Below are 18,095 nucleotides of genomic sequence, written 5' to 3'. Positions count from 1 at the left end.
CGGCGCCGTGGGGGTTGCCCGCGCAGTTCCCCGCGCCCCTGAGGGGGGCGTTCACGGTCTGTTCGCGGGTGCGGCGCTGTGGGGGTTTCTCGCGCAGTTCCCCGCGCCCCTGAGGGGGCGCCCCGTCAGGGGCGCGGGGAACTGCGCGAACGGCCGCCGTGTACCCGCGGGCGCCCGGTGGCCGGCGGGGTACCCCCGTGGGCGTCAGCCCGTTCGCACCCGGGTCTCGGGCCCGCCGAACGTCACCACCGGACCCCCGTCCGCCTCCTCGCCGAGCAGCACGCCCCCCAGCACCGCCCCCGCGAGCCCGCCCTCATGGGCCGCCTCCCCGGCGTACGGGTTGCCCCGGGCGCGTACGTCCCGCTCCGCCAGCTCACGGGCCCGCCGCGCCAGCCGGTCCGCGTCCGAGGGCGCCGCCCGCCGCGCCTGAGCCAGCAGCGCCCGCGCCTCCGCGCCCACCGCCCCCCGGTGCACCCCCACGAAGTCGTCCGCCGCCCGCAGCGCGCTCCGCGCCACCAGCTCCGCCCCGGTGGCGATCACCCCGGACCGCCCGCCCCCGGCGCCCTCCACCGCCCGCACCACCCGGCGCAGCGCGTCCAGCGTGTCGTACGGGCCGCCGGTCAGCTCCTCGCGTACCGCGGCCAGCACGGTGTCGGCGTGGGAGACGCGGGACGGCGAGGCGGTCGCCCGGACACCCGCCAGTTCGGCCTCCGCCCCGGTGAGCGCGGCCGGCAGCACCCCCTCCGCGCCGCGCAGGTCCGCCGCGAGCCGGGCCACCCCGCCCAGCAGCACCCCGGCCTGTGCCACCGCCCCCTCGGCGGCGTGCACCTGACGGCGCGCCCCCTCGTCGTCGCCCGAGTCGGCGTCCCGGCGGGCCCGGTTGAGCCGTCCGGTCGCGAACACCAGCCGGTCCTTGGCCTGTTCGACGTACCCCATCACGGCGCCGACGGCCCCGTTCCCGTACCGTCCGGCGGCCCGGGACAGCGTGTCCGCCACCCCGGCCGTGCGCGCGGCCAGTTCCCGGAACCGCCCCTCGGCCACCGCCAGCGCGTTGCCCGCACCCCACGCGGCGTCGAACCCCTCGGCCGCCGCGTCCAGTTGCCGCCCCGCCTCCGCGCACCGCCCCACCACCCCGGCCAGCGCCTGCCGCCGGCCGGTGCCGTCCGCGGGTATCCCCTCCTCGTGCCGCCGCCATATCGCGAACGCGGCGGACAGCTCGGTCCCGGCCGCCTCCAGCGCCCGCGTGAGGCGGTCGCCGCCGTCGACGTACCCGAGCGCCTCCCGGCTGGTGCGCACGCAGTCGTCGGCGAGGACCAGCGCGGCGCGGGCCTGCCGCTCGACGTCGGCCGACGACGGCGCCGGCGGGACGGCGGGGACGATGCCGGGCGTGGTCCGGGTGCGGGCCCGCCGCACCCGCCGCACGTATCCGTAGCCGCCGAGCGCGCCGGCGGCGGCCACCGCCACCAGCGGCATGACGTAGTCGGAGGTGGACGCCCCGTCCGCCCGGGCCGCGGCGACCGGCTCGCGCGCCGCGGCGGGAACCGGATCTTCGGCGTGGGTCGTCATCAACGGCAACACCAGCCAGACCGCCCCGCTCACCCCGCCCAGCACGGCGTGCCCCACCCGCACCCCTATGTGGCCGGTGGCGTGCCTCGGACGGCCCCGGATCAAGGATGACGTCACATTCCGGAGCGTATGGGCAGCGGACCGGCACCGCGACCGGGGCGAGGGCGGCCGGGCGGCGACGACGGGAGGACGGCCGATGGCGACGGAATCCGGACCGGTACGGCAGGAGGAGGCCCCGGCCGGCGGGGAGGGCGCACCGGAGGCGCCCGGCGTCCGCAGGAGGATCGCCCGGATCCGCCGGCTCAGGCGGATCGTGATCGCCGTCGTCCTGGTCCTGGTCCTGCCTCTCCTCACCGCCGAGACCGCCCTCCGCGTCAACTACACCGGCGACCCGGCACCAGGCACCGGCACCCGCGGCAAGGACGCCCTCTGGCTCGGCCACGCCTGGGTCGACGGCCGCAGGACCGACGCCGACGTCACCGCCCTCGCCGCCCGGCTCGCGGACACCGGCATACGCGACCTCTACGTCCATGCCGGACCACTGGAACACAACGGCACGCTGCCCAGAACGGACTACCCCAAGGCCCGTTGGCTGATAACGGCCGTGCATCGAAAACTGCCCGGCGTGCGCGTCCAGGCCTGGCTCGGCGACGAGGTCGCCCCCGAGAAGCCGGACGCCATGCATCTGGAGAAGCCGGGGACGCGGGCCGCCGTCGTCGCCTCCGCCCGGCAGGTGATCGCCGCCGGCTTCGACGGGGTCCACTTCGACCTGGAGCCGATGCACTCCGGCGACCGCGACTTCCTGGCCCTCCTGGACGCGCTGCGGCCGGTCACCCCGCTGCTGTCGGTCGCCGCACACCAGATCGACCCGCTCCCCGCCTTTCACTCCTTCTGGGGTACTGTCACCGGCCATCCCAAATGGTGGTCACAAGAGTATTTCGGGCAAGTCGCACGCCGTGTGGACCAGATCGCGGTGATGTCGTACGACACGATGCAGCCGTCGCAGAGCCTGTACGGCGGCTATGTCGCGCAGCAGACCAGCCTCGCGCTGGAGGTCACCCCGGCGGACACCGACCTCCTGATGGGTCTGCCCTTCTTCCACGAGAACCGCTTCGGGCACTGGGCGCGCGCCGAGACCGTGCCGGCCGCCGTGCGAGGGGTTCGGCTGGGACTGTCCCGCACGGACGCGGATCGCGCTACCTTCGGCGTCGCCCTGTACGTCGACTTCGCCGCCACCGAGGATGACTGGACCTCTTATCGGAAGGACTGGGTCCGTACGTCATGACAACCGCTCGTGCCCACCTGACCCGTGACGACCTCGCTCCGCTCGCCCGCGAGGCCCTCGGCCGTGCCCCCGCCGCCGTCACCCGGCTGCGCGGCGGCTCCAAGAAAGGCGTCTACCGGCTCGCCCTGGACAACGGCAGGACGGCGATCGCCTACGTCTGGTCCCCGGAGGAGGACTACTGGGGTGCCGCCGACGCCGACATCCGCGACCCGTTCGCGCACGCCTCCGGGCTCGGCCTCTTCCTGTCCGCCCACGACCGGCTGACCGAGCTGGGCGTGCGCACCCCGCGGCTGCTGTTCGCCGACGAGGAGGCCGAGCACCTGCCGGTGTTCGCCGCGGTCGTCGAGGACATCCGCGGCGGCAGCCTGGAGACGCTGCTGCGCAGCGACCCCGGCGCGGCCCGGGTGCCGCTGGCCCGGCTGGCCGGCACGCTCGGCGTGCTCCGTGAGTGCACCGCCCCCGGATACGGCAAGGCCGCCCTGGTCGAGGAGGGCGGCGAGCCGCTCGGCAGCTCCTGCGAGCAGGTCGTCGCGGACCGCGCCGTGCGCGACATCGAGGAACTGGCCGGGCGGGACCCCCGGGTGCGGGAGGTCGGCCTGCCGCTGGCGGAGCGGGTCCGGGAGCTGTACGACGCGGTGGAGCCGCGCGACAGCACCTCCCTCGTGCACGGCGAACTCGGGCCGGACCACGTCCTGGTGACCGAGGAGGGCGATCCCGCGCTCATCGACATCGAGGGCCTCATGTACTTCGACGCCGAATGGGAGCACGTCTTCCTGCGACTGCGCTTCGGGCCCGCCTACGACGTGCTGCGCACCGCCGAGCTGGACGAGGACCGGATGCGGCTGTACCGGCTGGCGATGCACCTCAACCTGGTCGCCGGACCGCTCCGGCTGCTGGACGGCGACTTCCCGGACCGCGAACCGATGCGGGACATCGCCGAGTCCAACCTCCGGCAGGTGCTCAGCCTTCTGCGGGGCGCCTCCTGATCTTCGAGCCGAGCCACACCAGCGGGTCGTACTTGCGGTCCACGGCCCGCTCCTTCAGCGGGATCAGCGCGTTGTCGGTGATGTGGATGCCCTCGGGGCACACCTCCGTGCAGCACTTGGTGATGTTGCAGTAGCCGAGACCGTGTTCGTCCTGGGCCGTGCGCTTGCGGTCCAGGCCGGAGGCCTCGGCCGCGTCCAGCGGGTGCATGTCCAGCTCGGCGACCCGCATCAGGAAGCGCGGCCCGGCGAACGCCGTCTTGTTCTCCTCGTGGTCGCGCACCACGTGGCAGGTGTCCTGGCACAGGAAGCACTCGATGCACTTGCGGAACTCCTGCGAGCGGTCCACGTCCTCCTGGACCATCCGGTACTCGCCGGGGCCCACCCCGGCGGGCGGCACGAACGACGGGATCTCCCTGGCCTTCTGGTAGTTGAACCCGACGTCCGTGACCAGGTCGCGGATCACCGGGAAGGCGCGCAGCGGGGTGACCGTGAGGGTCTCGTCCCGTCGGAAGACGGACATCCGGGTCATGCACATCAGGCGCGGGCGGCCGTTGATCTCCGCCGAGCACGAACCGCACTTGCCCGCCTTGCAGTTCCAGCGGACCGCCAGGTCGTTGGCCTGGGTGGCCTGGATGCGGTGGATGATGTCCAGGACCACCTCGCCCTCGTTCACCTCGACGTCGAAGTCCTCCAGGCCGCCGCCCTCGGCGTCGCCCCGCCAGACCCTGAAGTGGGCCGTGTAGCCGCTCATTCGTACAGCTCCTCTTCGGCGAGGTACTTGACCAGCTCCTCCTTCTCGAAGAGGGCGAGCAGGTCGGCGCGGATGGGTTCGGTGGTCTCGCGGACGAGTTCGATCCGGCCGTGCGCCGGGTCGGCGGCCTCCGGGCCGTGCACCGGCTCGGCCGGCCGGCAGAGCAGGTTGATCCGGCGCCAGCGGCGGTCCATCGTCGGATGGTCCTCGCGGGTGTGGCCGCCCCGGGACTCGGTGCGTTCCAGGGCCGCACGGGCCACGCATTCGCTGACCAGCAGCATGTTCCGCAGGTCCAGGGCCAGGTGCCAGCCCGGGTTGAACTGGCGATGGCCCTCCACCCCGGCCCGGCGGGCCCGCACCCGCAGCGCGGCGAGCCGCTCCAGGGCCTGCTCCATCTCGGCCTCCCGGCGGATGATGCCGACCAGGTCGTTCATGGCCTGCTGGAGTTCCTGGTGGAGCGTGTACGGGTTCTCCGGCGGGCCGGAGTCCGGGTCCTGGCCCTCGGCCGAGAACGGCCGCAGCGCCTCGGCCGCCGCCGCGTCGACCTGTTCGTCGTCCACGCGCGGGCGGGCGTCGAGGCCCGCCGCGTGGTCGGCCGCGTGCCAGCCCGCCCGGCGTCCGAACACCAGCAGGTCGGACAGGGAGTTGCCGCCGAGCCGGTTGGAGCCGTGCATCCCGCCGGCCACCTCGCCGGCCGCGAACAGTCCGGGCACCCCCCGCGCGGCCGCCGTGTCGGAGTCCACCGCGACCCCGCCCATCACGTAGTGACAGGTCGGCCCGACCTCCATGGCCTCCGCGGTGATGTCGACGTCCGCCAGCTCCTTGAACTGGTGGTACATGGAGGGCAGCCGGCGCCGGATCACCTCGGCGGGCATCCGGGTCGACACGTCCAGGAAGACCCCGCCGTGCGGGGAGCCGCGGCCCGCCTTGACCTCGGAGTTGATCGCGCGGGCCACCTCGTCACGGGGGAGCAGTTCGGGGGGACGCCGGTTGTGGTCCGGGTCCTCGTACCAGCGGTCGCCCTCCTCCTCGGACTCGGCGTACTTCTCCTTGAAGACGTCCGGCACGTAGTCGAACATGAACCGCTTGCCCTCGGAGTTGCGCAGCACCCCGCCGTCGCCGCGCACCGACTCGGTGACCAGGATCCCCTTCACCGACGGCGGCCAGACCATGCCCGTCGGGTGGAACTGCACGAACTCCATGTTGAGCAGCGGCGCCCCGGCCAGCAGGGCGAGCGCGTGCCCGTCGCCGGTGTACTCCCAGGAGTTCGACGTCACCTTGAAGGACTTGCCGATGCCGCCGGTCGCGATCACCACGGAGGGCGCTTCGAGGACGAAGAAGCGGCCGGACTCCCGCTCGTAGGCGAAGACGCCGGAGACGCGCGAGCCGTCCTTGAGGATCCGGGTGACCGTGCACTCCTGGAACACCTTCAGCCGGGACTCGTAGTCGCCGGTCTCCTCGCGGTCCTCCTGCTGGAGGGAGACGATCTTCTGCTGGAGGGTCCGGATCAGTTCCAGGCCGGTGCGGTCGCCGACGTGCGCGAGACGCGGGTACTCGTGGCCGCCGAAGTTGCGCTGGGAGATCCTGCCGTCCTTGGTGCGGTCGAACAGGGCGCCCCAGGTCTCCAGCTCCCAGACCCGGTCCGGGGCCTCCCTGGCGTGCAGCTCGGCCATCCGCCACTGGTTGAGGAACTTGCCGCCGCGCAGGGTGTCACGGAAGTGGACCTGCCAGTTGTCGTGCTCGTTGGCGTTGGCCATGGCCGCCGCGATGCCGCCCTCGGCCATCACCGTGTGCGCCTTGCCGAACAGCGACTTGCAGATCACCGCCGTACGGGCACCCCGCTCGCGTGCCTCGATCGCGGCGCGCAGTCCGGCGCCGCCCGCTCCGACGACCACGACATCCCACTGCTGCCGCTCCACCGCTGCCATCAGAAGGCCCCACTCACTAGAAGAATCGCGGATCGTCGAAGACACCGGACGCGAGCAGGTAGACGTAGAAGTCGGCGAGCGCGACGCTCACCAACGACGCCCAGGCGAGCTGCATGTGCCGGTTGTTGAGCCTGCCGACGAACTGCCACGCCTTGTAGCGCACGGGGTGCCGGGAGAAGTGCTTGAGCTTGCCGCCGACGATGTGCCGGCACGAGTGGCAGGAGAGCGTGTACGCCCAGATCAGCACGATGTTGACCAGGAAGACCAGGGTGCCGAGCCCCATGTGACCCCAGTTCTCGTGGGAGTCGCGGAAGGACAGCACCGTGTCATAGGTCAGCACGCAGGCGACCAGCAGGGCGAAGTAGAAGAAGTACCGGTGGAGGTTCTGCAGGATCAGCGGGAAGCGGGTCTCACCGGAGTACGTCGCGTGCGGTTCGGCCACCGCGCAGGCCGGCGGGGACGCCCAGAAGCTGCGGTAGTACGCCTTGCGGTAGTAGTAGCAGGTCAGCCGGAAGCCCAGCGGGAAGACCAGGATGATGATCGCCGGTGAGACCGCCCACCAGTCGCCGAAGAGGCCGGCGTTGGGCCCCGAGGGCATGGATCTGCAGTTGTCGGCCAGACAGGGCGAGTAGAACGGCGAGACGTACGGCGCCGCGTAGTAGTGGGCGTTGGCGAAGGCCCGCCAGGTCGAGTAGACGATGAACGCGAACAGACCGGCCGCGGTGACGGCGGGCGCCAGCCACCAGCGGTCGGTCCGCAGGTGCGGGGCGGAGATCGCGGCGCGCGTACGGGCGCGTACGCCGCCGCTCTTCGGATGTGGTTCCGTACCAGTGGCCAATGGATGACTCCGGTCGGTTCGGGGGCGGGGCCTGCGGGCAGCGCGCCTGTCGGCGGGTGCCGGAACGCCTCCTACGGGGCGCGCCGGTCGCGGGCGCCGAGACCCTCGTCGTCCGTGTCCGTCCACAGGTTGATGTCGTAGGGGTCGTCGGAGATGGTGACGAGTTCGGGGCGCTCGACCGGGGCGCGGGTGCTGGCCGCCTCCCGCAGCAGCGCGACGCTCTCGCGCAGGTGATCGGCGTCGGCGCGGACGCGGCGCATCTCCAGCCCGCCGCGCCCGAGCTGCTGCTCCAGGCGGCCGACGGACCGGTTCAGGTCGTCCAGACAGCGCTGTACTGACGTCAGGTCGTCGTGCACGGACATGACGTGACCTCACTTCCGCGGACTTCGGTGTCCAAGGCGGCAACGTTCATGCGCCTGCGAGTGTTGCGCGTCACACCTGCCGGTGTGAAGGCGTGTGCAGGGATTGGCGGATTGCACACCTGCCCCGCGCGCCCGCACACGCTCCGGGCGCGCCGGGACGGGCGCCGCGACGGTGCCGCCGGCCCGTGCTCCACGGGCGGGCGTTGGGCCGCACGGGTGGGCTTTGGCGGCGCGGGCGGCCGTGTCGTCCCCGGCCGACCGGCCCCGTCCCTTTCAGTGGGTCCGTACTTCTGACGTACATGTGATCAACTCCAAAATACCCCCATATGTGAACAGACCTCACCCGTGTCACCGGGCCTCCCGGAGGTAGCAGAGATGTCCCACCACGGCGTCGGACCCAGGCCTGGCCGCAGTGCGGTCATGCGTTCCGTCACGTTCCTGGCCGCCGGCGCGCTCGCCGTGCCCCTCCTCGCGGGCTGCGGCTCCGACGACGAGGGGAGCAAGCCGCTGGCGGGGCAGGACGTCGCGGCCGCCGCCCGAGACGCGGTCGCCGAGGGCGGCACCCTGAAGTGGGCCGTGGACGCCGTACCGGAGACGCTCAACACCTTCCAGGCCGACGCCGACGCCGGCACCACCCGGGTCGCCCAGGCCGTCCTGCCGTCGATGTTCACCATCGACGCCACCGGCCGCGCGGTCCGTGACGCCGACTACCTGGAGTCCGCGAAGGTCATCGAGACCGAGCCGCGCCAGGTCGTCCTCTACAAGCTCAACCAGCAGGCCGTCTGGAGCGACGGCCGGGAGATCGGCGCGGCCGACTTCGCCGCCCAGTGGCGCGCCCTGTCCGGCAAGGACTCCGCCTACTGGACCGCCCGCAACGCCGGCTACGACCGCATCGCCAAGATCGAGCGCGGCGCCAACGACCTGGAGGTCCGGGTCACCTTCGAGCGGCCCTACACCGATTGGAAGTCACTGTTCTCGCCGCTCTACCCCAAGGAGGTCATGGGCACCCCGGACGCCTTCAACGACGGCGCCCGGCGCAAGCTCGCCCTCTCCGCCGGACCCTTCAAGGTCGACAAGGTCGACACCGCCAAGAAGGACGTCGTCCTCACCCGCAACCCGCGCTGGTGGGGCCGCCCGGCCAAGCTCGACGAGATCGACCTGCACGCCGTGGACCGGGACAAGCGCGCCACCGCGCTCGCCGCCGGCACCGTCGACGCCGCCGACATCGACCCCTCCGAGGCCCAGCGGATCATCAGCGCCGGACGCGACCAGGGCAGCGGCGGCGCTCCGCTGCAGGGCGCGGGCAAGACCTCCGCGAAGAAGCTGCGCTCCCTGGCCCTGACCCTCGGCATGGACGGGAAGCACCTGCCCAAGGGGCCCAAGAAGCTCCGCAAGAGCATCTCGAAGTGGCTGGAGGAGCAGCAGGAGCTGCGCGACGTCCAGGTCCGCAAGTCCCTGGAGCCGGCCTACACCCAGCTCGCCCTGAACGGCTCCGAGGGCCCCCTCGCCGACGAGCGGGTGCGCCGGGCCGTGGCGCGCGCCCTCGACCGGCAGACCCTCGCCAAGCTGGTGCTCACCCCCCTCGGACTGCCCGCGGTGCCGGTCGGCAGCCACGTGGCCCTGTCGGGGCAGGCCGCCTACGCGGACGGCAGCGGGACGCTCGGCGGCCTCGACACCCACGAGGCCCAGGCCCTGCTCGCCGACGCGGGCTGGGTGGCCGGCGGACCGGTCAAGGCCCCGGACAAGGCGGCCGGCGCCCAGACCGGGAACGGCGGCAAGACCGGCAAGGGCGACAAGGACGACGAGTCCGGCGACGGCGGGAGCGACGGGCAGTACATCGTCGGGGAGGACGACAAGAGCCCCGAGTCGCCCGACGACAAGGACACCCGCGACCACCAGAAGGACCAAGCCCACGGCGCTCCCGGCGCCTACGCGCCCAGGGGCACGGCCGCCCCCAAGGGGCCGCAGGCCGCGGCCGCACCGCTGGCCAAGGACGGCCAGGCGCTGACCCTGCGGTTCGTGCTGCCGTCGGGACCCGGTTCGCAGACGCTCCAGGACGTCGCCGAGCGGATCCGGCAGATGCTCTCCGCCGTAGGGATCCAGTCCGAGATCACCAAGGTCTCGGACGAGAGCTACTTCAAGGACCACATCGCGTCCGGCCAGTACGACCTGGCCCTGTACTCGTGGCCGTCCTCGCCCTTCCCCGCGACCGACGCGCGGCCGATCTACGCCAAGCCGGTACCGGCCGCCGACGGGTCGCTGAACGTCGAGCAGAACTACACGCGGGTCGGCACCGACCAGGTCGACCAGCTCTTCGACCAGGCGCTCGGCACGCTGGACGAGGACGAGGCGGACGGGCTGCTGCGGAAGGCGGACTCCCGGATCTGGGCGGCCGCCGGCTCGCTGCCCCTCTACCAGAGGCCGCAGATCGTCGGCGCCAGGAAGGATCTGGTGAACGTCGGCGCCTTCGGTTTCCAGACGCCCGTGTACCAGGACATGGGATTCCTGAAGAAGGGCGCGAAGGTGTCGCAGAGCCCGGCCGCGAAGTAGGCGCGGCGGGGCTCCGCACCGTCCCGGGGCGGCCTGGCGAGCCGCTGCTGGTTCGTGCCCGTACCATGGGGTGAGGCCGTGGCGTGTTCAGCCCGGCAGGGTCCGCGTAACACCGAAGTACGCGCCGGCCTTCCTCAACTCCGGGAGATAAGCCTTCATGGCCACGCGCCACGACATCCGCAACGTCGCCATCGTCGCCCACGTCGACCACGGCAAGACGACCCTTGTCGACGCCATGCTGAAGCAGGCCGGCGCCTTCGCCGCGCACGCCGCAGAGTCGCTCGACGACCGCATGATGGACTCGAACGATCTGGAGCGTGAGAAGGGCATCACGATCCTGGCCAAGAACACGGCCGTCAAGTACCACCCGAAGGACGGTGGCGAGGTCGTCACCATCAACATCATCGACACCCCGGGCCACGCCGACTTCGGTGGCGAGGTCGAGCGCGGTCTGTCGATGGTGGACGCGGTCGTGCTGCTCGTCGACGCGTCCGAGGGCCCGCTGCCCCAGACCCGCTTCGTGCTGCGCAAGGCCCTCCAGGCCAAGCTGCCCGTCATCCTGTGCATCAACAAGACGGACCGCCCCGACTCGCGCATCGACGAGGTCGTCAACGAGGCCTACGACCTCTTCCTCGACCTCGACGCCGACGAGGACCAGATCGAGTTCCCCATCGTCTACGCCTGCGCGCGCGACGGCGTCGCCTCGCTGACGAAGCCGGAGAACGGCACGGTCCCGCAGGACAGCGACAGCCTGGAGCCGTTCTTCTCCACGATCCTGTCCCACGTCCCGGCCCCCGAGTACGACGAGGCGGCCCCGCTCCAGGCGCACGTCACCAACCTGGACGCCGACAACTTCCTCGGCCGTATCGCGCTGCTCCGCGTCGAGCAGGGCGAGCTGCGCAAGGGCCAGACCGTCACCTGGATCAAGCGTGACGGCACGATGTCCAACGTGCGCATCACCGAGCTGCTGATGACCGAGGCGCTCACCCGCAAGCCCGCCGAGATGGCGGGGCCGGGCGACATCTGCGCGGTCGCCGGCATCCCGGACATCATGATCGGCGAGACCCTCGCCGACACCGAGAACCCGATCCCGCTGCCGCTGATCACGGTCGACGAGCCCGCGATCTCGATGACCATCGGTACCAACACCTCGCCGCTGGTCGGCCGTGGCGGCACCGGCAAGGGCGCCGACAACAAGGCCGCGGTCAAGGACCGCAAGGTCACCGCCCGCCAGGTCAAGGACCGCCTCGACCGCGAGCTGGTCGGCAACGTCTCGCTCCGGGTGCTGGACACCGACCGTCCGGACGCCTGGGAGGTCCAGGGCCGTGGTGAGCTGGCGCTCGCCATCCTGGTCGAGCAGATGCGCCGCGAGGGCTTCGAGCTGACCATCGGCAAGCCGCAGGTCGTCACCCAGGTCATCGACGGCAAGGTGCACGAGCCGGTCGAGCGCATGACGATCGACGTCCCCGAGGAGCACATGGGCGCGGTCACGCAGCTCATGGGCGTGCGCAAGGGCCGGATGGACAACATGTCCAACCACGGCTCGGGCTGGGTCCGGCTGGAGTTCGTCGTCCCGTCCCGCGGTCTGATCGGCTTCCGTACCGAGTTCCTGACCAACACGCGTGGCACCGGCATCGCCCACTCCATCCACGAGGGCCACGAGCCGTGGTTCGGCGTCCTGACGACCCGCAACAACGGCTCGCTCGTCGCCGACCGCGCCGGTGCCGTCACCGCGTTCGCGATGACGAACCTCCAGGAGCGCGGTGTGCTGTTCACCGACCCCGGCACCGAGGTGTACGAGGGCATGATCGTCGGCGAGAACTCGCGCTCCGACGACATGGACGTGAACATCACCAAGGAGAAGAAGCTCACGAACATGCGGTCGTCCTCGGCCGACTCGTTCGAGGCGATCGTCCCGCCGCGCAAGCTCTCCCTGGAGCAGTCGCTGGAGTTCTGCCGTGACGACGAGTGCGTCGAGGTGACCCCGGAGGCCGTTCGCATCCGCAAGGTCGTCCTCGACCAGAAGGAGCGCGGCCGCACCGCCAGCCGTGCCAAGCACGGCTGATCGCAGGACACCTGAGCCCGGGTGCCCCCATCATGGGGGCACCCGGGCTTTTTGCAACCCTTTTTCCGAGGGCGGCGAGGGAGCGGTGTTCGGCCAGTGTCCGACATGCGGAGATCCTCGCCCGATAGCCATGTAACAAGTCCGTTTCGCGGCCTTCTCCCCTCGAACAGTTTGTCCATTTTTCGGAAGAAGTTGGCATCAGCTGTGACTGAATTGAGATTTAAAGACAGTGGTCGGCACCTGGCTCATGGCAGATAGTTAGCCGCGTACCGCTCGGGTCAATGGGTCTCGCGCTGTGGGGACAGCGCCGACTCACGAGCACCAGGGGGCGTCTGACCCTCCGTCAGGGGTGTCGGAGGGAAGACAGGGGCCCTCTCCAGTTGGTGAACACGTGAAGTCATGAGGAGGGGTCCCATGTGCAGTGTCACAAGCACCAGGTGGGTTCCATCGTCGTCCGTTCCCGAATGCCCCTGTTCGTCCGGCGGTTGGTTCTGAGGAACCTGCCGGCCGCGTAGCGCCGTCGCTCGCCTACGCGCGTCCGGCTGTGGGTTTCCCGGAACTCCCGGGACGACCTGACACGCCTTCGGATCCTGCCCCCGCGGCCGTGCTCCCCCATGCCGGCCGCCGGTTCGGCGCAACCAGACCTGTGAATTGGACGAACTGTGACCAGTCCTACGGACATTGAGGGTGGCGGAAGGCTGGCCGTCATCGACGGCGGGCCCCAGCCCGACACCAAGACCGAGGCCGCGAAGCTGGAAGGCCGCTCTCCCGGCCAGCTGATGTGGATGCGCTTCAAGCGCGACCGCACCGGCGTCCTCTCGGCCTACGTCGTGGGCTTCTTCTTCCTGATCGCCCTGATCGCCCCGCTCATCTCGATGCTGTACGGCAAGAACCCGTACACCGTGTACGCGGACGAGCGTCCCGAACTCTTCGACAGCGCGGGTGTGCCGGTGCAGCCCAACGGCGGCATCAGCAGCGACTTCTGGTTCGGCCTCGAACCGGGCAACGGCTACGACGTGTTCACCAAGCTCATCTACGGCATTCGCACCTCGCTGACCATCTCCGTGGTGGTGACGCTGGCGACGGTGCTGACCGGCATCCTGCTCGGCGTCGCGGCCGGCTACCTCGGCGGTAAGACGGACTACTGGATCGGGCGGGTCATCGACTTCCTGCTCGCCTTCCCGGCCCAGCTGTTCTTCATCGCCAGCATGCCGGTGGTGGTCTCGCTCTTCGTGAGCCCCCGCGACGAGACACCCATCTTCGTACGGGTGCTGGCCCTGATCCTGGTGCAGTGGTTCCTCGGCTGGATGGGCCTCGCCCGCATCCTGCGCGGCACCTCGCTGGCCCTGCGGGAACGGGAGTTCATCGAGGCGGCCCGGGTCAGCGGGGCCTCGCCCTGGCGGATCATCCGCAAGGAGATCCTGCCGAACGTGGTCACCCCGATCCTCGTCCAGGCGACCTACATGCTGCCGGGGTTCGTGACCGCGGAGGCGGGCCTGTCCTACCTCGGCGTCGGCATCGTCGAACCCACCCCGGACTGGGGCCAGATGTTCGCCAAGGCCTCCACCGAGCTCGTCCAGGTGAACGACATCACCTACATGTTCTTCCCCGGTGTCTCGATGATCATCTTCATCGTGGCCTTCAACCTGCTCGGGGACTCGGTCCGTGACGCCTTCGATCCGAAGACGGCTCGCTGACCGACGCAGGGTGGGCGTCCGAGCCCGAAATACCGCACGGCATATCCCGTTGTGTACCGGTGACACCAGAGATAGGTGGAAATTCAGTGATGAGTAGGGGCGGACGCCAGGCGTACTCGGCGCTCTCAGTGCTCGCGGCCGGAGCTCTTGTGCTCACCGGTTGCAGCAAGGGGGGCAGCGATACCGGCGGAGACGACAAGAAGCAGGACCAGAAGAATGCCCAGGCGCAGCAGGCGTCCATCAAGTTCGGCGACGCGTCGGACTCGACAGGCCCCGCGGCCGAGGTGCCGGGAGCGAAGACCGGCGGCAAGCTCGAGGTGCTCCAGCGTGACTCCTACGCCCACCTCGACCCGGGCCAGATCTACGTCTCCGACGAGGGCTCGCTCGCCACGCTGCTCCACAGAGGCCTGACCGGGTACAAGTCGACCGACGACAAGGGCGTGGGCCACGAGGTCGTCGGCGACCTGGCCACCGACTCCGGCACCACCACCGACGGCGGCAAGACCTGGAAGTACACCCTCAAGGACGGCGTCAAGTTCGCCGACGGCACGCCCATCACCTCGGCGGACTTCCGGCAGACCTACGAGCGGCTGTTCGCGCCGTTCATCAACCAGGGTCCCACCTACCTCCAGCAGTGGCTGGCGGACACCGCGGGTGCCGACTACCGCAAGCTCCTGCCGGACGGCCCGTACAAGGGCAAGCACCTCCCGGACAGCATCCTGGAGACGCCCGACGCCAAGACCATCGTCTTCCACTTCAAGTCGCCGCACCCGGACCTCCCGTACGCGCTCGCCATGGCGGGCTACGCGGTGGTGTCGAAGAAGGGTGACACCCAGGCGAAGTACGACAAGAACCCTGTCACGAGCGGCCCGTACAAGATCCAGTCGTTCAAGTCCGGCAAGTCGATGGTCCTCGTCAAGAACACCAACTGGGACCCGAAGTCCGACCCGATCCGCCACCAGTACCTGGACGAGCTGGACTTCACGTTCAACCAGCAGTTCGAGACGTCCACCAAGGCGCTCCTCGCGGACAGCGGTGCCGACCAGACCGGCATCAGCTTCAACAACCAGGTGGACGCGGGCAACCTGTCGAAGGTCCTCGCCGACCCGACCCTCAAGTCCCGCACGGTCTCCGGCTACCAGCCGTACGTGGGCCAGATCAACATCAACCAGAAGCACGCGCCGCTCCAGGACAAGAAGATCCGCGAGGCGATCGCGTACGCGCTGCCGGTCTCCCCGATCGTGCGCGCCTACGGCGGCAACGCGGCCATGGAGGTCGCCGGCGGTCTGATCTCCCCGACCGTCAGCGGCTACGACGCCTCCTTCGACCCGTGGGGCAAGAAGAAGAACCCCGGCGGTGACCAGGCCAAGGCCAAGAAGCTGCTCCAGGAGGCCGGCAAGGTCGGCATGAAGCTCACCTACGGCTACCAGAACACGCCGGAGGGCCAGCAGATCTCCACGGCCATCGCCGCGGCCCTGAAGAAGGCCGGCTTCGACGTCCAGCGCCAGGACATCCCGGCCGAGACGTACTACGACAACATCGGCAAGGTCAACAACAACTACGACATCTACTCGTCCGCCTGGGGCGCCGACTGGCCGTCGACCTCGACCGTGATCCCGCCGCTGTACGACGGCCGCGCGATCGCCGACGGCTCGCCGAACTACTCGCACGTCAACGACGACCACGTCAACAGCGAGATCGACCGCATCAACAAGATCACCGACCCGGCCAAGTCGGCGGCCGACTGGGAGAAGCTCGACCAGTACATCGTGAAGAACGTCATCAACGTCGTTCCCACCGTGTACTACAAGCAGACCCAGATCGCCGGTTCCAAGGTCGGCGGCCTCGTCTACGACAACGTCATCGGCGGCATCGACCCGCGTCGCCTCTACATCAAGTAACCACTGCCTCCGGTCCGGTACCCGGTACGCCCGTCCACTCCCGGTGAGTGACGGCGTACCGGGTACCGCCCGGCCCGTTGACGTCTGAGAGCTGCCCCCTCATGCTGCGCTTCCTCGTCCGCCGGATCCTCAGTGCGATCGTCATCCTCTTCCTGCTGAGCATGGTCACGTACCTGCTGTTCTTCGGCGTGCCCCGCGACCCGGCGCTGCTGATGTGCGGAAAGACGTGCAATCCGACGGCCATCGCCAACATCCATCACGTGCTCGGCCTCGACAAGTCCATTCCCGAGCAGTACGGGATCTTCCTGCACAACCTGGTGCTGGGGAGCAACCAGTTCGACCAGGGCCCCTGCCCCGCCCCCTGCTTCGGGTACTCGTACCACACCAACGACCTGGTCTGGCAGACGCTTCTGGACCGGCTGCCCACCACGGTCTCGCTCACCCTCGGCGGTGCGTTCTTCTTCCTGCTCATCGGCCTCGGCACCGGCCTGGCGGCCGCCTGGAAGCGCGGCACGCTGATCGACAAGACGGCGACCGCCGGTGCGATGGTGCTCAGCTCCATGCAGATCTACTTCCTGGGCCCGCTCGCCCTGGCCGTCCTCGTCTACCAGACCCACTGGTTCGACAAGCCGGCCTACAACAACTTCACCGACGATCCGCTCTCCTGGTTCGGCGGCCTGATCATCCCGTGGGTGGTGCTCTCCACGATCTTCGCCGCGCAGTACACCCGTATGGCGCGCTCGTCGATGATCGAACAGCTCCAGGAGGAGCACGTGCGCACGGCCCGCGCGAAGGGGATGTCGCGGCGGTACGTCTTCTTCCGGTACGCCGGACGCGGCTCGCTGATCCCGATCGTCACCATCTTCGGCATCGACCTCGGCGCCCTGCTGGGCGGTGCCATCATCACCGAGGTCACCTTCAGCCTCCCCGGCCTCGGGCAGCTCGCCGTGCAGTCCGTGTTCTTCAGCGACCTTCCGCTGCTGCTGGGCGTGATGCTCTTCTCGGCCAGCATGATCCTGCTGTTCAACATCATCGTGGACGCGGCGTACGCGTTCATCGACCCGCGCATCCGGCTGGCCTAGCCGGGTAAGAGGAGAACCGTCGTGACCACTTTGACCAAGGACGCCGGCGCCCCCGCTCCGGCCGACGCGGGCGCCTTCCTCTCCGTGCGGGACCTGTACGTCAGTTTCCGCACCGAGGACGGCGTCGTCCGGGCCGTGGACGGGCTGTCGTTCGACGTGCAGCGCGGCAGGACGCTCGGCATCGTCGGCGAGTCGGGCTCCGGCAAGTCCGTCACCAACCTGACCATCCTCGGCCTGCACAACCCGCAGTTCACCACCGTCGAGGGCGAGATCCTGCTGGACGGCAAGGAGCTGACCACCGCCAGGGAATCCGAGATGGAGAAACTGCGCGGCAACAAGGTCGCCATGATCTTCCAGGACCCGCTCACCGCGCTGTCGCCGTACTACACCGTCGGCCGCCAGATCGCCGAGCCGTTCATGAAGCACAAGGGCGCCTCGAAGAAGGCGGCCTGGGACCGGGCCGTGGAGATGCTCGCCAAGGTGGGCATCCCCAACCCGGCGGCGCGGGCGAAGGACTACCCGCACCAGTTCTCCGGCGGCATGCGCCAGCGCGCGATGATCGCGATGGCCCTGGTCTGCGACCCCGACCTGCTGATCGCCGACGAGCCGACCACCGCTCTGGACGTGACGGTCCAGGCCCAGATCCTGGACCTCCTCAAGGACCTTCAGCAGGAGTTCGGGTCCGGCATCGTCTTCATCACCCACGACCTCGGGGTGATCGCGGACATGGCCGACGACATCATGGTGATGTACGCGGGCAGCGCGGTGGAGCGCGGCACGGTGGACGAGGTCCTGCGGGCACCGCAGCACCCGTACACCTGGGGCCTGTTGAACTCCATGCCCCGCCTGGACTCCGACCTCGCCACCCCGCTGAGCCCGATCCCCGGTACCCCGCCCTCGCTGCTGAACCCGCCGTCCGGCTGCCGCTTCCACCCGCGGTGCACCTTCCAGGACCGGGTCGGCGGCGCCCGCTGCGTCACCGAACGCCCACTGCTGGCCCCCGACCGTGCCTCGGCCTGCCACCTCACGGCGGAGCAGAAGCGAACCATCTTCATCGAAGAGATCAAGCCCCGACTGGGCTAGG

At 70.1% G+C, this 18,095-nt stretch carries 13 protein-coding genes; 8 read left to right on the top strand and 5 right to left on the bottom strand.

Going from position 1 to position 18,095, the window contains the following annotated elements; all coding sequences use genetic code 11:
• Positions 1 to 204 precede the first annotated feature (204 nt).
• Entirely contained in the window at positions 205 to 1,683 is a 1,479-nt protein-coding gene (locus tag ACIRQ9_RS21740; RefSeq protein ID WP_404175648.1) for a hypothetical protein, read from the bottom strand.
• Positions 1,684 to 1,762: 79 nt separating this feature from the next.
• Here ACIRQ9_RS21740 and ACIRQ9_RS21735 point away from each other — a divergent pair, with 79 nt between their 5' ends.
• Together ACIRQ9_RS21735 and ACIRQ9_RS21730 are read left to right on the top strand one after the other, a co-directional pair.
• Positions 1,763 to 2,851 carry a hypothetical protein gene (locus ACIRQ9_RS21735; protein ID WP_404175646.1) on the top strand — a complete coding sequence of 363 codons (1,089 nt, stop codon included), beginning with the start codon at positions 1,763 to 1,765 and terminating at the stop codon, positions 2,849 to 2,851.
• Positions 2,848 to 3,837, top strand: coding sequence for a phosphotransferase family protein (locus tag ACIRQ9_RS21730; RefSeq protein ID WP_404175643.1), 990 nt, complete (start codon positions 2,848 to 2,850; stop codon positions 3,835 to 3,837). Before ACIRQ9_RS21735 ends, ACIRQ9_RS21730 begins: the two co-directional genes overlap by 4 nt.
• Here ACIRQ9_RS21730 and ACIRQ9_RS21725 read toward each other — a convergent pair.
• From ACIRQ9_RS21725 to ACIRQ9_RS21710, 4 genes are all read right to left on the bottom strand, one after another.
• Entirely contained in the window at positions 3,812 to 4,588 is a 777-nt protein-coding gene (locus tag ACIRQ9_RS21725) for a succinate dehydrogenase/fumarate reductase iron-sulfur subunit (protein ID WP_404175640.1), read from the bottom strand. The genes ACIRQ9_RS21730 and ACIRQ9_RS21725 overlap by 26 nt on opposite strands.
• Positions 4,585 to 6,516: a fumarate reductase/succinate dehydrogenase flavoprotein subunit gene (locus tag ACIRQ9_RS21720; RefSeq protein WP_404175638.1), complete on the bottom strand. Its 1,932-nt coding sequence runs from the start codon at positions 6,514 to 6,516 to the stop codon at positions 4,585 to 4,587. Before ACIRQ9_RS21720 ends, ACIRQ9_RS21725 begins: the two co-directional genes overlap by 4 nt.
• Positions 6,517 to 6,532: 16 nt before the next feature.
• Positions 6,533 to 7,354, bottom strand: a complete 822-nt coding sequence (locus ACIRQ9_RS21715; RefSeq protein ID WP_404175635.1) for a hypothetical protein — start codon at positions 7,352 to 7,354, stop codon at positions 6,533 to 6,535.
• 71 nt (positions 7,355 to 7,425) lie between these two features.
• The gene (locus ACIRQ9_RS21710; protein ID WP_404175632.1) at positions 7,426 to 7,716 is read right to left on the bottom strand and encodes a hypothetical protein; all 291 of its coding nucleotides are present in this window, start codon (positions 7,714 to 7,716) and stop codon (positions 7,426 to 7,428) included.
• A gap of 375 nt (positions 7,717 to 8,091) precedes the next feature.
• Here ACIRQ9_RS21710 and ACIRQ9_RS21705 point away from each other — a divergent pair, with 375 nt between their 5' ends.
• The 6 genes from ACIRQ9_RS21705 (at position 8,092) to ACIRQ9_RS21680 (ending at position 18,094) form a co-directional block, all read left to right on the top strand.
• Positions 8,092 to 10,266, top strand: coding sequence for an ABC transporter family substrate-binding protein (locus ACIRQ9_RS21705; protein ID WP_404175629.1), 2,175 nt, complete (start codon positions 8,092 to 8,094; stop codon positions 10,264 to 10,266).
• Positions 10,267 to 10,423: 157 nt separating this feature from the next.
• The gene (typA, locus tag ACIRQ9_RS21700) at positions 10,424 to 12,331 is read left to right on the top strand and encodes a translational GTPase TypA (RefSeq protein ID WP_404175626.1); all 1,908 of its coding nucleotides are present in this window, start codon (positions 10,424 to 10,426) and stop codon (positions 12,329 to 12,331) included.
• Between the two features lie 662 nt (positions 12,332 to 12,993).
• Complete coding sequence (locus ACIRQ9_RS21695) at positions 12,994 to 14,028, top strand: ABC transporter permease (RefSeq protein ID WP_404175623.1); 1,035 nt, start codon at positions 12,994 to 12,996, stop codon at positions 14,026 to 14,028.
• A gap of 89 nt (positions 14,029 to 14,117) precedes the next feature.
• The gene (locus tag ACIRQ9_RS21690; RefSeq protein ID WP_404175620.1) at positions 14,118 to 15,929 is read left to right on the top strand and encodes an ABC transporter substrate-binding protein; all 1,812 of its coding nucleotides are present in this window, start codon (positions 14,118 to 14,120) and stop codon (positions 15,927 to 15,929) included.
• A gap of 101 nt (positions 15,930 to 16,030) precedes the next feature.
• The gene (locus tag ACIRQ9_RS21685) at positions 16,031 to 17,011 is read left to right on the top strand and encodes an ABC transporter permease (protein ID WP_404175617.1); all 981 of its coding nucleotides are present in this window, start codon (positions 16,031 to 16,033) and stop codon (positions 17,009 to 17,011) included.
• A gap of 21 nt (positions 17,012 to 17,032) precedes the next feature.
• On the top strand, positions 17,033 to 18,094 hold the full coding sequence (locus ACIRQ9_RS21680) for an ABC transporter ATP-binding protein (RefSeq protein WP_404175614.1): 1,062 nt from the start codon (positions 17,033 to 17,035) through the stop codon (positions 18,092 to 18,094).
• Position 18,095: the final 1 nt, after the last annotated feature.

The organism is Streptomyces sp. NPDC101237 (genome assembly GCF_044767465.1).
Classification (GTDB): Bacteria; Actinomycetota; Actinomycetes; order Streptomycetales; family Streptomycetaceae; genus Streptomyces; species Streptomyces gramineus.
The sequence above is the reverse complement of the archived record's forward strand: the minus strand, read 5'-3'. Positions and strand labels throughout refer to the sequence as shown.

Coding starts and splice junctions, on each gene's coding strand:
- ACIRQ9_RS21735 (WP_404175646.1), top strand. CDS start 1,763: ATGGCGACGGAATCCGGACCGGTACGGCAGGAGGAGGCCCCGGCCGGC.
- typA (WP_404175626.1), top strand. CDS start 10,424: ATGGCCACGCGCCACGACATCCGCAACGTCGCCATCGTCGCCCACGTC.
- ACIRQ9_RS21685 (WP_404175617.1), top strand. CDS start 16,031: ATGCTGCGCTTCCTCGTCCGCCGGATCCTCAGTGCGATCGTCATCCTC.
- ACIRQ9_RS21725 (WP_404175640.1), bottom strand. CDS start 4,588: ATGAGCGGCTACACGGCCCACTTCAGGGTCTGGCGGGGCGACGCCGAG.
- ACIRQ9_RS21690 (WP_404175620.1), top strand. CDS start 14,118: ATGAGTAGGGGCGGACGCCAGGCGTACTCGGCGCTCTCAGTGCTCGCG.
- ACIRQ9_RS21730 (WP_404175643.1), top strand. CDS start 2,848: ATGACAACCGCTCGTGCCCACCTGACCCGTGACGACCTCGCTCCGCTC.
- ACIRQ9_RS21720 (WP_404175638.1), bottom strand. CDS start 6,516: ATGGCAGCGGTGGAGCGGCAGCAGTGGGATGTCGTGGTCGTCGGAGCG.
- ACIRQ9_RS21710 (WP_404175632.1), bottom strand. CDS start 7,716: ATGTCCGTGCACGACGACCTGACGTCAGTACAGCGCTGTCTGGACGAC.
- ACIRQ9_RS21705 (WP_404175629.1), top strand. CDS start 8,092: ATGTCCCACCACGGCGTCGGACCCAGGCCTGGCCGCAGTGCGGTCATG.